This window comes from Pseudoalteromonas sp. AWM4_233 (genome assembly GCF_056158285.1).
In genome coordinates this window covers 2,297,260-2,310,647 of record NZ_JBSWSZ010000001.1, presented here as the reverse complement: position 1 = coordinate 2,310,647, position 13,388 = coordinate 2,297,260, and the positions used below count along the sequence as shown (strand labels likewise).

The following is a 13,388-nucleotide window of genomic DNA, read 5'->3' as shown; positions in this document are numbered from 1 at the left end:
TTTTGAACAAAAAAATACCTGCATAAGCAGGTATTCGTTATTAATTTCATAAGGTTAGGTTTATTTTAACTCTTCGGCGACTTCTGCCACTTTCTGTCGCAGCCAAATATGGCTCGCGTCGCGGTGAAGGAGAGGGCTCCAGATCATATCCAACTCGAAAGGTGGAATAGGGAACGGCGGCTCTAAAATAGCTAACTGTGGATCATCTTTATAAATATTGGCAGCTTTTGATGGCAGTGTAGCAATCAAGTTTTGCTCTTTAGCCAGATGAATAGCGACATGATAGTTACGGGTAAAGGTAGCTATGTTTCTGTGTTTACCAAAATGCGCGAGCGCTTCATCAACCCAACCCAGTTTTTGCACATCTTCTGGGTCCATACCAACACCCACACCAAAGCCAGTTTTACTTACCCAGATATGTCGTGCTTTTAAATATGCATCGAGGTTAAATTTATCTATGATTGGGTTATCAGACTTAATTAAACAGCAGAAACTGTCTTTCCAGATACGTTTATGGTGGAAAGATTGAGGTAGATTTTCAAAACGGTTGATGGCCATATCTACCTTACCATTTTCTACATCATGAAAGGTGACGTCACTTGGCGTTAATATATCTAGTGTGGTGTCAGGTGCTTCTTCATGTAACTTAGTTAATAACTTTGGCGCAAGCGTACTTGCGGCGTAGTCACTTGCCATGATCCTAAATACACGCTTACTTTGACTTGCTTCAAATTCTCGATTTGGTGCAAGGGTTTCTTCAAGCGTCATTAAAATACCACGGATAACGGGCTGTAACTCTAAGGCACGCTCTGTAGGCACCATGCCATCACTGGTTCGAACCAAAATAGGATCATTGAATAAGTTACGCAGTCTCTTTAGGCCATTACTCATGGCTGGTTGCGTAATACTAAGCTGGTTTGCAGCTCGAGTAACATTGCATTCTCGTAATAAAGTGTCGAGATATACTAATAAATTTAAATCTATTTTACTGATATTCACATTAATCTCTTTTGTTTCGCAATGTGGTTAAATCTTTGCTCTGGCGGGTATGGGTAAATATGCTTACTTATTTTATTGACGATATCGGCTTGTGCATTTTGCCAATACTCAACGGTTAATAATTCGGGATGCGTCTGCTCAAAGAATGTTTTCAATTTAGGGTTCGTCATCACAAAAGTTAATAACTGCTCAGGAAATACATCTTGTGGTGCAACTGAATATAAATCAGCCCCTGAGTATAAGTCATCTAAACTTGGCTTCGGTAAGGCTCTAAAATTCATTTCTGTTAGGTATTGCACTTCATCGTAATCATAAAATATCACCCTGTGGTGTTTACTGACACCAAAGTTTTTCAGCAACATATCTCCAGGGAAGATATTAGCCTGCAACATCTCTTTGATGGCTAATCCATAATCGTCAATCACTTTAAAACTTTGTTCGTCAGAAGCTTGCTCAATAAAAAGGTTGAGCGGATTCATTCGTCTCTCGATGTATAAATGTTTAATGACTAAATGATCATTCTCTATCTTGATACTGCCAGCAATGGTTGCTTGTAATTGCTTTAGTAATTCAGGGCAGAATCTATTTAGCGGCAGTACAACATCTGAGTATTCAATGGTGTCAGCCATTCGACCAACACGGTCGTGATTTTTGACCAATTGATATCGAGCTAATACTGTATCGCGACCAAAAAGCTTACTTTCAGAGAATTTATCTTTAATGATTTTAAAAACATAGGGAAAGTTTGGGAGCGTAAATACCATCATCACCATGCCTGGGGTTCCTGGAGCGATCACAAACTTATCATTACTGTTATCTAGATGATGTAAAAACTCACGATAAAACTCGGTTTTGCCTTGTTTATGAAAGCCTATGGCATTGTAGAGCTCTGCGGGCGTTTTATTCGGCATTAACTGATTTAAGAAATGCACCATAGCTGATGGGGTATTAGTCGAAACCAAAAAATACGCGCGCGCAAAGCCAAAAATGACCCGCATCTGTGAAGAGTTGGTAAGTAAAGCATCTATGCACAGCTTACCATTCTCATTATGCAACACAGAAATAATAAAGGGTTGAATACCACTCTGGGACACAACCCGACCTATGATGTACGCGCCTTTATTGCGATAAAATGGGGAGGGCAGCATATCAAAACGCATTTGATGGTGCTGGTGGTGCGTATCGGGTGCTTGTTGAATAAATGCTTTTACTAATAATCTAATATCTTGCTCTAAATTGGCAAATTCGCACTTAAAGTCAAACTCATTGATAATCTGTTTGATAGTGGGCTTTAACCCTTTAACAACTGGAAAATAACTACGATATTCGGTTTCAACAGCAATCGCAGGGGCATCTTTCAAAGTTGTTTCGACGAAAATAAAATCATTATTGAAATACTGCCTGTCGAATAAACGACAAAATACTGAGTTATAAAAGGTTTCAGCCAGTTCAGCTTGAGGATGAAAGGTTAATAAGTCTAGATAGTGCTGTTTCACTTGATACCAAAAAGATTCATCAAGCACATCGCAGTTTAATAGTTCTTTTACGTCATTGATGGTTTCGTTGACTCGAGCATCATAATGATGGATACGTGCTTTGCTGATTTGCTGGATTTTCCCCCAGTCTTGTGTGGCAAAAGCGATAGGGGCTTGCCCTGTTATCTCTTGAAATAATTGATAGTGCTTAGCAAAGCCAGAAAGTATCAATTGGGCTAGACTGAAAGCGTGCATCATCATCCTCGATATTTAGGTAATTTGCCGCCAAAATAGAGGTAAAATTACCAAAAACGCATTATCTTGCTAACACTATATAATGAAAATGGGGTGTTTGGCTATCCCACAATAGTCTACAGATGATTATGATTTGCTTAACTTGTGCTAAGCCTTATTAATAGCGGGCTAGTTGCTTCTCTAATTTCGCTATTTGTTTATCAATGTCTTTAATATCTTTTAAATATTGCTTATTGATAGATTTGAGCTGCTTTTTAACATCTCGGATAGTTTGTTGTTTTTTTCGGTCATCCATAACGCGATTCAAGCGAGCTTGTTGCTCTCTAGAGTCTCTGTCTCTGTCACGACTCAAAATAGCAGATTTCTGACGCTTAGCACGGATCTCTCGCTTTAAATTTCGAACTATTTGTTGCTTCTCAAGGTTATTGAGTGTTTTGAAATGCTGTTCAGCAGGTATTTTTGCTTCAGGGTTGGAATGCGTTAATGTGTGAATAGTGCCATTTTTACCACAAGGGTGCTGACTAAAAATAGTGCCTCTATCTGTAACGCACTTATAGTAACTGACAGAGACCTTTTCAGCAGACACACCCATAGATAGTAGTATAAGAATAATGGCATATGTTCTTCGCATAAACAGCTCCTTTTAGTTTTCTCCATGACCCTCAGTAGGATTATAGAAATATAGTAAAGCTAAAAGGAGATGCAAGTTAATTGCCACCACTACTGTGAGTGAACTTCTGTAACTCTTTGATACTGTGGATAAGGAAAGGGATATCTAAACTTTGCTCTAATAGGAAACCCTCTGAACCTGACATTTGTTTATAACTGCCATCTGGGTTAACTAAAGTAATTCGGTCTTTCTTGAACGTAATCAATACACCGTTAGAGTAGTTCACGCCCTCTTGGCGGAAGTCTTGATTTAGGTTTCTACCTAACATGGTAGCTTCTGCAAGTGTAGGGCAATTGAGTTGCTCTGATATCACAGAATAGACTATGTCGTTAAGCTGTTTAAAACTGTCACTATTTTTTATTTGAATAGAATCTGACACATATGCCTGTGAGGTGGTAATTAGCTCTTTGCCATTGTCGTCAGCAAGAGAAAGTGCAATCAAATTTTCAGTAGGAAGACCTTCAAGTTTATCTGCTAAGATGATGTTGACTGGGTGCTCACCATCAGTATCTTTGAAGCCTGAATCTGCAAAGCCAGATAGGCCCAGTAGCGCATTTTTCTGTGACCAAGCGGGTAAAGAGCCTCGTAGCTTTTCAGAATTGTAATATGCAGGTAGCCCATAAATAAGGTTAAACAGTGCATCTTGGCGATTACCTGGCTGTAAAACATTGTCGAGCACAGAAAAATTCGAACGCTCAGTAACAAAAGCATTCAATTGTTCACTATTTTCAAATACGACAACATTGACGATTTGTGTTTCAGCTTCACAATTTGGCAATGAAGACTTAAGTACAAATTCACCCTTTGAGCCTTCTAATTGTACACTTCTCGCCTGTTGATATTTTTCAATATCAAGTAAATCGTGACGTGCTAATAAGGTCTTTGCCGTTGTAGGGTAAGAGAGCGGCAATACGTTATCTTGTTTTGTAATATCGAAATAGTTGTTTGCATCGGCCCATATGTGAATACTATGACTTAAGGCAAAGCAAGTAACCAGTACACTCGTAGCGTAACGGGCAAATTTTAGGTTTTTCAGTCTATCTAGGTGTCGCCATGCATGGTTACTGGCAATCAATTCCAGTCCCAAAATAATAATAATAATAGAACCAGCAATGACAGTCGTTATGGCTGGTGAGCTTGTGAGTGTTGACCAAAGTAAGCTAATTATCTCAGGTAGCGACTGAATGTTAATATGGTAGCCGAGGCTGTAGTATACGAATGCATCTAAGCATAAAGTTGAAACACCAATCGTTGCAATGGCCGCAGCCATGCCCCGTATGTGCCTAGGATAAGGGAATACTAAACTCAGTGGAAATATGGTTAAGACAAAGGCACAAAACGTAATAAAGCTGGTATGACTCACCCAAGTTATCAGCATATAGAACCAACCAAGCGGTGTGCTCGGTTGGCTATCGGCAAATAAATAAATCGTACTGATCAGCAGTACTAAGCCAATATTAGCGAAAGTAAACCAGTGTCCCCAACTCAAAAGTTGGCTGGCTTTCGAAGAAAACTGGTTGTCAGGGGTGAGATTCATTCAGTTATTTTACCGATTGCACGAGCGCTTTAGCGAAATTGTCGGCAACAGCTTGTCTTTTATTTTCTGGCACATGTTCTTTTAGAATATGCGTGATAGAATTTCCTAAACACATTAGACTTAAATCAACAGGTGCCTGTTGTTGAGTTAACACATCGATAAGCTGGTCGACAATTTGTTCTACTTGTTTGTTGGAATATTTAGATTGGATAGGCATCAGTTGGTTCAAAATCAATAAATAATAATTTTTTATTTTAACACCAGAGGCGCGAAAAACAAAGATGAGCATTGAGGTGAATAAACTGGTTGTCCATTATGTCGACAAACAGGACGAAGATACCCAAATCCATTTACGCAATGATGAGATGTCGATTAACGACCGAGTGAATGTATTTATTGAACAATTACATCATGCTTACACCAGTAAACCAGGCAAGGGATACTGTGCGTTTAGCCCAGATAAAAATAGCCAAGTTGCATCGGCGATGCAGAGTTATCGCAATAATGAACTCAATTTTTATAATGTGACCGAACAAGCGACGCAGGTATTAAAAGAAGAGCTGAATAAATACGCCTTTAACGAAACAGGGTACTTGGTATTTTGCCACTACCAATATGTGGCAACAGAATATGTACTAATCGCATTAATAAACATTAAAGAGCATTACTCGATTACTTCAGAGCTAGATTTATCTGCTTCGCGCCATTTAGATATTTCTCGCATGCAGCTTGCAGCAAGAATTGATTTGTCTGCTTGGGATACGCAACCTGAAGATGCGCGTTACATCTCCTTCATTAAAGGACGAGCAGGTCGAAAAGTGGCTGACTTTTTCTTAGACTTTTTAGGCTGTGAAGAAGGCATTGATGCTAAACAGCAGTCGAATGTGATGTTGGCAGCTGTGGAAGATTATTTGAGTGAACAGCAGTTTAATAAGGAAGAAAAAGACGACTTAAGGAAAGAAGTCTTTGATTACTGTAACGACTGCATCACAACAGGTGAAGACGCCAATATAGCTGACTTATCTGAAACACTGTCAAAATCTTCAGAGACTCAATTTGAAGACTTTTATAAAGATCAAAGCTATGACTTAGCTGAATCTTTCCCAGTTGATAAGAAGACGTTAACAACTATGGTGAAATTTTCAGGTCTAGGCGGTGGTGTAAGTGTGGGTTTTGAGCGTAAACACCTAGGTGAGCGGGTATTGTATGATGCTCAAAATGACACGCTTACAATTAAAGGTATACCACCAAATCTAAAAGAGCAGTTACAACGCTTTTATGAAGAAAACGAATAGCAGTAAATTATGATAATTCCAAAAAAAGAGCCTCGGCTCTTTTTTTATTGGCTTACTCTAAGGTAAAGTCTTGTCTATATTTAATAATATACTTCATTGTGCCTGATTATTATGAATCAAAGACCGTTTGTTTATGCTGATATAAATTGCCCGTTTTGTTTTGTACTACACGAGCGGTTAAAAAATCTCGATTTAATTAACGAAATAGAGTGGCGGTTAGTAGAGCATGCACCCTCTGCAACTGTTCAAGAGTTAAAGTATATTGATATTCTCAATGCCGAATTTAAAGCCGTAATAGATAAAGCCCCTGACATTGAGATCCATAATCCAAAATTTATGGTTAATACTTCAATGCTGAATGAAACGCTCAATGCGGTGTCAGGCTGTTATCCAGATAAAGCCCTTGAGTTTAGAGATGCTTTATACCGAGCACTATGGATAGAGAATTTAGATATATCAGATCCTACAATTTTAGATTCTTTACTTGTTAAATATGGTGTAGATGAATTTGAGTTTAGTGAACAGCAGCAAGTACAGCTGTTGCAATGGCAATCGGACTGGGAAAAAGGTGATTTTGGGCATAAAGTACCTGTTTTGGCAAACGGAGCCGGAGATTCTATTACAGGTTTACAAAACGAAAGTACTTTACGGTCTTTTTTTAAAAATGAAGCCGTGCAACAAGTTGATCAGTACAGTGCCTGCAATCTTAAATTTAATGAAAAAGTGTTTATGCTTGGAGACTCATTATCATCTCAAGTAGTTTCAAGTTATTTGTCTCATGCAGAATATGATTTTTATAAACTTGAGTCGCAAGATGCTTTATTAAGTAAAGCGCTGAAACAGAACTGTGCTTTGATACTCGTTGAACACCAAGCGGATCCTGACTTTAAGTTCTGTAAACAGTTTCTTGCAATGTCGCAAAGTACAACCCCTGTTATTTATTATAGCGATAAGTTAACCGATGGAGTCGAGACACAAGGTTTTGCCGTTGGCGTATCTGACATGCTTGATGTAAGCAGACAAAAAGAGAGCTTACTTGGTAGATTAGCCATGCATATTCGTACTAAACATCAATTAGATATTATTAGTGGTTATGCAACTCATGATGCATTAACCGGGTTTTATAATCGTCGTGAAATTGAACGTGTTTTACAACGCAGTTGGCAAACAGCTTGCCGTTATAGTACAGAATTAACCGTATTTTTGATTGATGTAGATGACTTAAAAAAATATAACCTTAAATATGGTTATGCGGCAGGCGACGAAGCACTTATGGGCATTGCGAATGTATTATCTGCAGGCAGAAGCGAAGATATAGTAGGGCGCTTTTCTGGTGAAGAATTTGTGATGATTTTACACAATACCCCAGAAAAAGAATTACTAAAAATAGCAAACCGCATTCAGAATAATATTTTATCTCGCAAAATCTGTTATAACAAAGATGATGGCAATGACTTTGTGACTGTCTCTATTGGTATTGCGACGACCTTAGCAAATAAAGCACATAATTACACAGATCTACTAGCTTTGGCTGATACAGCCTTAAATGAAACAAAAACGCTTGGCCGTAACCAAGCGATAAAGTTAAGATTGGCTTAACTGTAAGTGTGTACTTACATATAAGATGAAGAAATAAACTCAGCGATTTGTGCAGCTAGGTTATCTGCAATCTTATCCATGGCTTTATTTTTTGCCATACTTTGATAAGAAGAAGCCGCTTTTACTTTACTGTTGAAGTGTGCTCTTTCTTCCCCATTCTCAACGATAGAAACAAAGGTCTGCGCAACGCTATAATGAGTGCTGTCTTGGTTGATGTTTTGCCAATCAGTTCTGATCTTGATGGTAAAGTCCGGTTTAAATGTCGAAACTTTTAAGCCTTGATCTGTGAGCGCTTTAGCTAGGTGATCTCTTAAATTTGATTCTTTCTCAGAAGTTACCTCAAGATTAAAGCTTAAATCAGCAATCACTTCTTCAGCTTGTTTGGCTTTATAAAATACTGACTCACTTAAGATCACTTGCTGGCTTTGTAGCATAGACAAAAACTCATTCTTTTGAATACGTTCAGCTAAGAGCTTCTTAACTCTCAATGCCGATTTCAAACGTTGTGTTTTAGTCGGCTGGGTTAAGCTAACACCGGTAATTTGACTATCAATACCTGAAATCTCGAGTTCAGTTTGCATAATTGCATTAGTTTTATTGAACTCAGCCAGCGCATAAATGGTATTGCCTTGTTGAAACTCTTCACTAATGCGTAACCCTTGTAACTTTAAGTCAGGCACTTGTGAACGAATTAATTCGTTAAGTTTAAACTTACTACTGCCATTACTGGCTTGTTGCACAATACGGGTATCGGCAGTGATCACGACATTAAGTTGTTTTGCTAAAGCAACACGGGCGGATTCAATCGCTGTATTTTTAGCTTGCTGTAAATCGCCATAATTCTGCGCCTGACCAACGCCGTATACCACATTCGGTGCACTTGGAGTTTGTGTGATCCAAGCAGGGATGACAGGCTCACTTCTTGAAGAGGTAGACTGACAACCCGATAACATCAGCAAAGATAAGCACGCAGCTATAGGGGCTTTAGAAACCAAAGCGCGAACGTTTTTGATGTTTTTGAATTTTCTTCTGGCCATTCCATACCTCACGGTTGCTTGTCATGTCGATTAATCTTAAGTCTACTTGGTAAAACGTCACTCTTTGTCCACCTTGTTCATCTACAAATGAGTTGATACTTCCAGAGAGGGCATAATCAGCACCTAGCTCTTGTCCCATCTCATTTTGCGTTTCGATAGAGGCATTAAGTTCTTGGTCTTTCCGTTCTTCACGGATCTCATTACGAATACTGCTGTTCGCCACGAAATCAGCCTGACCCGTTCTTAGAATGGCACGTTTTAAATCATTTAAAAAAGTATCAACCGCAATATGTTGATGAGATTTGTTACGAACACTCTGAATGATTATCGCAGGTTTGCTGCTGTGATACTTTAAGTGGTCGCTAACCCATGGAAAGGTAAGCATATCATTGACCATAGCTTCGGCGACAAGTTGCGAATCCTTAGCATTCCAATTGTCAGAAAGAGCAATCTCTTGATTGCTGTCTACGCGTTCAATCTTTGTACTTTGGCAGCCTGATAGGAATAAAGTGCCTGAAAGTAAAAGACCAGAGTAGGTTAAAAAGTTTTTTGTTCTCTGCATTGTGTTTTCCATTTATAGAGCATTAACTGTTGGCACAGCATTTAAAAAGGTACGCGTATGCCAAACCGTCATTGAACCTTGTACGTCTATGTTAGCCGATTGTTGTATCACTCGTCCCGAGTTTAGGGTGGTTTTTATTGTTAAATTTTGTAGCCCAGGCTCGAGGGAAAGTTGAGCTAGCCTGATTTGTGCTGGGAGTGATTGCCATTGCCTGGTGTCAGCCGATGCGGTAATTGCATTTACGGCGGTTGAAGCAATTTTCACAAAGCTTCCTAATAGGTTGTTTTGATCTGCGCCGGCTACCTGCATCGCTTTGCGAGCGGTTAAGGCTTTGACGATTTCTCGCGTAAATGCGATACGGATTTCAGATTGTGCATCAATCAAGGCCTTTTGTAAGGCTAATTGGCTTATTGAATGAAATTGCTCAAGATCAGCTAATTTTTTATTGCCTTGCCAAATTTCAGTCTTACGGACCGGTAATTTGGGTGGAGCTAAATAACTTACTGAGATCCTACCCCCATATTCGAGGGCATCAATTAGCCCGATATCTTCAGCTTCACCCCATAAAGAGCCTAATGGGATCCGCTTAGTCATGGTCCCTAACAGTACATCGCTTACATCACCGAGTATGTAATTTTGCATCAGGTCAAATAAGCTAGTATCAGCATAAAGCATTTGAAACCAAAGTCGCTGCTCACGCTTTTCTTGCTCTGAGCCAATAAAAATAGGGTACATCACCAAGGCTTTAGAGCGCGCTTCGGCTCTTAGCATAAAGTTTAACTGTTTTTTTTCTGGTGCAATCCCTAGGTTTTGGATAATCGTAACTTGTTTACCCTTGGGAACTTCAATAGAACTATGTTTACTTAGCAGGGTTTGCAGCTCTGAGCTATATCCACCTGCTAATTTCATCGTCCGCGCCAAGTTTTTCAGTGCAAGTTTTTCGGTGGTATCAGTTAAACCATATTGCTTAGTAAAGCCATTTGCATATGCGTGAGCGGCCCTCTGATACTGCAATCGAGCAGCATCTAAATCTTTATTTTGCTCACTTAGTAGACCACTGAATAAATGAATGAAAGCATCATCTTTATATTCAACGTTTTCTAAAAGTGCTTCAGGCGCAGCGATTGGTTTTAAAATGTCATATACAATATCGGTAAGAGAGCCTTCATCTTCTTGTTCAGATTTTTTGTAGCCACCCGTTTCAGACTTTAAATTTTCCATGTAAACATCAAGCTGTCGCATTTCAACTTGGCTCGAATCTAGGTAGGTTTCGCGCATAGTCGGGTTAAGTTGAGCGAGTGAGTTAAAGTTCAACGCTTTCAGATAATGTATTAGGGGTAAATAATAGTTTTTGCCTTCATAGTTGGCAAAACTAGGCCCGCTCAACATTGCTAAGGCTTGTTCAGATACACTAATCGTGTAAAACGATTCGATGTGTGATTTAGCTCTCTCTAAATGCTGATTACTTTGTAAGTAGTCTTTTTCTAGATGAAGAATGGTTGCTAACTCTAGTTCAAACAGCAGCCTGTCTCGACCCACAGACGAATAGTTTTGCTTTATAGTCTGCTTTGCTTGAGTAAATTGCCCTTGTTCTATTTGCAAGATGGCGCTTTTGTTAGCATGAAGGGTATTACAACCCGATAGAAATATAAGCGTTAGGCAGCAAACAAAAAGTTGTTTTAATGGGAAAAAATGAAATACCTTCAAAGACACATCCTTTGCACTGAAAATAAATAAAGAATATAGTAACTTATAACCAAGTAAGTTAAATAAAAATAGTAACATTTGAAAGTGTAAAATTGTTAAAAGGTGTTTTTACACTTTATTACTGTTTAGCTTGATTAACTTTGCTACAGTAAATCTAACATTGCTTAAGGCTATAAAGGAAACCAAGATGAAAGTTAAACCACTAATTGCATCAGTGTTCATGGCAGGTATGCTATCAGCGTGTAGTTCAACCTCAGACAGCACGGCATCAAGCTCTCGTGTAAATGTACCTGATTGGGTTTTAAACCCTGTTGTTGAAAATGGTATTGCTGCTGCTGATTGTATTAAGTACTCAGGTAATATCTCGATAGATCAAAAAATGGCCGTTGCAAATGCACGTTTGGCATTGGCGCAACAAATTGAGACACGTATTGAAGGTTTAGACAAAACTTTTGCTAACCGTGTTGATGCAAATGATAAAACGACTGTGGGCTCAACTTTTAGTTCTGTCTCAAAGCAGTTAACTAAACAAACTTTACGAGGCTCTCGAGTAGTTAAAGCAGACATTGTCGATATTGCTGGCAAAGATTACTTTTGTGCATTAACAACTTTATCTCCAGAGCTGACCAAAACACTGTTTCAAGACCTAGTAAAAGAAACAAAGCTTAAAATCGATCCTCAAGATGAGCAGTTTTTATATCAGGAATTTAAAGCGTTCAAAGCAGAACAAGATTTAGAAAAGGAAATTGCTAGATTAACAAACTAAAGCAATTCTAAGCGCATCATTCGATGCGCTTTTTTTGTCATTGAGGACAAGCAAATGAAACGTCAATTAATGCTATTAGCTGCATCCCCCATTTTAGCACTGCAGGTGCAAGCTACGCCTTCTACGCTTTATTCTGAACTCGATAAAGCCATGCAGTCATGGCAGGCAGAGCAAAAGCCCTTTCAAGAAAACAACTTATCTGAATTTGAGGCGTTTAAACAGCAGCACTTAAAAGATTTTAACCGCTATGTTGAAACGCAAATGGCGGAGTATGATAAATTCAGGGATCAGCTGTTAAAATCTTGGGGTGATGCGCAAGTAACAAACCAAAATCAGTTTGTGAGTTATTCTGAGGATGATTCAGCCAGGCTGAATGTTGATTTTGAGAATAATATGCTCACTTTGAGTGTTAAGCATAAAGCTGGGAGCGCACCAAAAAAACACGAAGTAGAGGCGTTATTTCAGCAATTCCTTCGTTCTGAACAAGCACTACTGAAAGAGTTTTATAACCATGAACCGCCATCTTTAGATGAGCGAGATTTTAAACAAGCAGACACCACAAAGATCGATAAAAAATCTCAAGCGAAGGCATTGAAGAAGGCTTTAAATGAGATAAAGAAACAAACGCGTCTTCAACAACAAGCGCTTGATAAAAAATATGACGAACAGCTTGTAAAGGAAAGCGTCGATAAGCAATCGCTCAAATCTTTAGAAAAAGATAAAGCAGCTTTAAAGCAGTTAGAACAAAAGCGTATGCTTACTCTTAAAAAGAGTGTGCCTGAAATTATCTCTGAGGCACCAAAGAACACGCTGATTACTGAATTTGTAATTACCTTACCTAAAAGCAATCAGGTATCACAGCGTGCAGAGAAATACCTTGCGCCGATAAAAAAGCAAAGTGCACGATTTGAGTTACCTCCTGCAACGATACTGGCTGTGATGCATACCGAAAGTCATTTTAATCCAATGGCGAAGTCGCATATTCCTGCTTTTGGTTTAATGCAAGTTGTGCCAACAAGTGCGGGTATTGATGTGAATCGTTTCTTGTATGATATTGACGCGCCAATGTCAGCGCCATATTTATACGTTTCTGATAATAATATAGAAGCGGGTTCGGCTTACTTGCATTTACTAGATAAACGCTACTTAAAACATATTTCAGATCCTTTAAGCAGAAAGTACTGCATGATAGCGGCTTACAATACAGGAGCTGGGAATGTAGCGAGGGCTTTTAACAGCGATGGCTCTAGAAGTATTCGTAATGCCAGCAAAGTCATTAACTCTATGTCTCCTGAGCGTGTTTTAGAAGTATTGAGCGTAAATTTACCTTATGACGAAACTAGAAAGTACATTCATAAAGTGCTTGAGAAAGAGAAGCTATACGTAGTTGATAATACCAATCCTCAATAATACTTAATCATTTTGAGGGACTAAAACTGACGTTAGCTTCGTTGAAAATTTCTTATTTAGAACAACTAAATGGCAA

The 13,388-nt window shown here is 38.8% G+C and carries 12 protein-coding genes; 4 read left to right on the top strand and 8 right to left on the bottom strand.

The genetic code is table 11. The features are described 5' to 3' along the window. Window positions 1–60 precede the first annotated feature (60 nt). From ACXAC4_RS10285 to ACXAC4_RS10265, 5 genes are all read right to left on the bottom strand, one after another. Entirely contained in the window at window positions 61–999 is a 939-nt protein-coding gene (locus ACXAC4_RS10285) for a LysR family transcriptional regulator (RefSeq protein ID WP_130255821.1), read from the bottom strand. Then, the gene (aceK, locus tag ACXAC4_RS10280; protein ID WP_475164097.1) at window positions 996–2,729 is read right to left on the bottom strand and encodes a bifunctional isocitrate dehydrogenase kinase/phosphatase; all 1,734 of its coding nucleotides are present in this window, start codon (window positions 2,727–2,729) and stop codon (window positions 996–998) included. Before aceK ends, ACXAC4_RS10285 begins: the two co-directional genes overlap by 4 nt. Before the next feature lie 157 nt (window positions 2,730–2,886). After that, window positions 2,887–3,360, bottom strand: coding sequence for a DUF4124 domain-containing protein (locus ACXAC4_RS10275; protein WP_475161131.1), 474 nt, complete (start codon window positions 3,358–3,360; stop codon window positions 2,887–2,889). A gap of 76 nt (window positions 3,361–3,436) precedes the next feature. Continuing rightward, window positions 3,437–4,936 carry a DUF3413 domain-containing protein gene (locus ACXAC4_RS10270; protein ID WP_475161128.1) on the bottom strand — a complete coding sequence of 500 codons (1,500 nt, stop codon included), beginning with the start codon at window positions 4,934–4,936 and terminating at the stop codon, window positions 3,437–3,439. A gap of 4 nt (window positions 4,937–4,940) precedes the next feature. After that, window positions 4,941–5,153: a YejL family protein gene (locus ACXAC4_RS10265; RefSeq protein ID WP_138482174.1), complete on the bottom strand. Its 213-nt coding sequence runs from the start codon at window positions 5,151–5,153 to the stop codon at window positions 4,941–4,943. A gap of 64 nt (window positions 5,154–5,217) precedes the next feature. On the opposite strand from ACXAC4_RS10265, the gene yejK reads away from it, so the two are divergent. Then, window positions 5,218–6,231, top strand: a complete 1,014-nt coding sequence (gene yejK / locus ACXAC4_RS10260) for a nucleoid-associated protein YejK (protein ID WP_475161125.1) — start codon at window positions 5,218–5,220, stop codon at window positions 6,229–6,231. A gap of 111 nt (window positions 6,232–6,342) precedes the next feature. Beyond that, complete coding sequence (locus tag ACXAC4_RS10255; protein ID WP_475161124.1) at window positions 6,343–7,830, top strand: diguanylate cyclase; 1,488 nt, start codon at window positions 6,343–6,345, stop codon at window positions 7,828–7,830. Window positions 7,831–7,844: 14 nt separating this feature from the next. On the opposite strand, the gene ACXAC4_RS10250 is transcribed toward ACXAC4_RS10255, so the two are convergent. The 3 genes from ACXAC4_RS10250 to ACXAC4_RS10240 are packed head-to-tail and all read right to left on the bottom strand — an operon-like array spanning window position 7,845 to window position 11,031. Further along, window positions 7,845–8,867 (bottom strand): hypothetical protein, encoded by a 1,023-nt coding sequence (locus ACXAC4_RS10250; protein WP_475161123.1) that lies wholly within the window; start codon window positions 8,865–8,867, stop codon window positions 7,845–7,847. Continuing rightward, window positions 8,815–9,429 carry a penicillin-binding protein activator LpoB gene (locus tag ACXAC4_RS10245; protein ID WP_475161121.1) on the bottom strand — a complete coding sequence of 205 codons (615 nt, stop codon included), beginning with the start codon at window positions 9,427–9,429 and terminating at the stop codon, window positions 8,815–8,817. The genes ACXAC4_RS10250 and ACXAC4_RS10245 overlap by 53 nt, the downstream gene beginning before the upstream one ends. A 12-nt stretch (window positions 9,430–9,441) precedes the next feature. Further along, window positions 9,442–11,031: a COG3014 family protein gene (locus tag ACXAC4_RS10240; protein ID WP_475161119.1), complete on the bottom strand. Its 1,590-nt coding sequence runs from the start codon at window positions 11,029–11,031 to the stop codon at window positions 9,442–9,444. 292 nt (window positions 11,032–11,323) lie between these two features. Between ACXAC4_RS10240 and ACXAC4_RS10235 the strand changes: the two genes are divergently transcribed. Together ACXAC4_RS10235 and ACXAC4_RS10230 are read left to right on the top strand one after the other, a co-directional pair. After that, complete coding sequence (locus ACXAC4_RS10235) at window positions 11,324–11,902, top strand: LPP20 family lipoprotein (RefSeq protein ID WP_404390229.1); 579 nt, start codon at window positions 11,324–11,326, stop codon at window positions 11,900–11,902. Between the two features lie 54 nt (window positions 11,903–11,956). Next, window positions 11,957–13,312, top strand: a complete 1,356-nt coding sequence (locus tag ACXAC4_RS10230) for a transglycosylase SLT domain-containing protein (protein WP_475161117.1) — start codon at window positions 11,957–11,959, stop codon at window positions 13,310–13,312. Window positions 13,313–13,388: the final 76 nt, after the last annotated feature.

Excerpts from the sequence above, each read along its gene's own strand:
- ACXAC4_RS10270 (WP_475161128.1), bottom strand. The coding sequence starts at position 4,936 with ATGAATCTCACCCCTGACAACCAGTTTTCTTCGAAAGCCAGCCAACTT.
- aceK (WP_475164097.1), bottom strand. The coding sequence starts at position 2,729 with ATGCACGCTTTCAGTCTAGCCCAATTGATACTTTCTGGCTTTGCTAAG.
- ACXAC4_RS10235 (WP_404390229.1), top strand. The coding sequence starts at position 11,324 with ATGAAAGTTAAACCACTAATTGCATCAGTGTTCATGGCAGGTATGCTA.
- ACXAC4_RS10230 (WP_475161117.1), top strand. The coding sequence starts at position 11,957 with ATGAAACGTCAATTAATGCTATTAGCTGCATCCCCCATTTTAGCACTG.
- yejK (WP_475161125.1), top strand. The coding sequence starts at position 5,218 with ATGAGCATTGAGGTGAATAAACTGGTTGTCCATTATGTCGACAAACAG.
- ACXAC4_RS10275 (WP_475161131.1), bottom strand. The coding sequence starts at position 3,360 with ATGCGAAGAACATATGCCATTATTCTTATACTACTATCTATGGGTGTG.
- ACXAC4_RS10245 (WP_475161121.1), bottom strand. The coding sequence starts at position 9,429 with ATGCAGAGAACAAAAAACTTTTTAACCTACTCTGGTCTTTTACTTTCA.
- ACXAC4_RS10250 (WP_475161123.1), bottom strand. The coding sequence starts at position 8,867 with ATGGCCAGAAGAAAATTCAAAAACATCAAAAACGTTCGCGCTTTGGTT.
- ACXAC4_RS10255 (WP_475161124.1), top strand. The coding sequence starts at position 6,343 with ATGAATCAAAGACCGTTTGTTTATGCTGATATAAATTGCCCGTTTTGT.
- ACXAC4_RS10265 (WP_138482174.1), bottom strand. The coding sequence starts at position 5,153 with ATGCCTATCCAATCTAAATATTCCAACAAACAAGTAGAACAAATTGTC.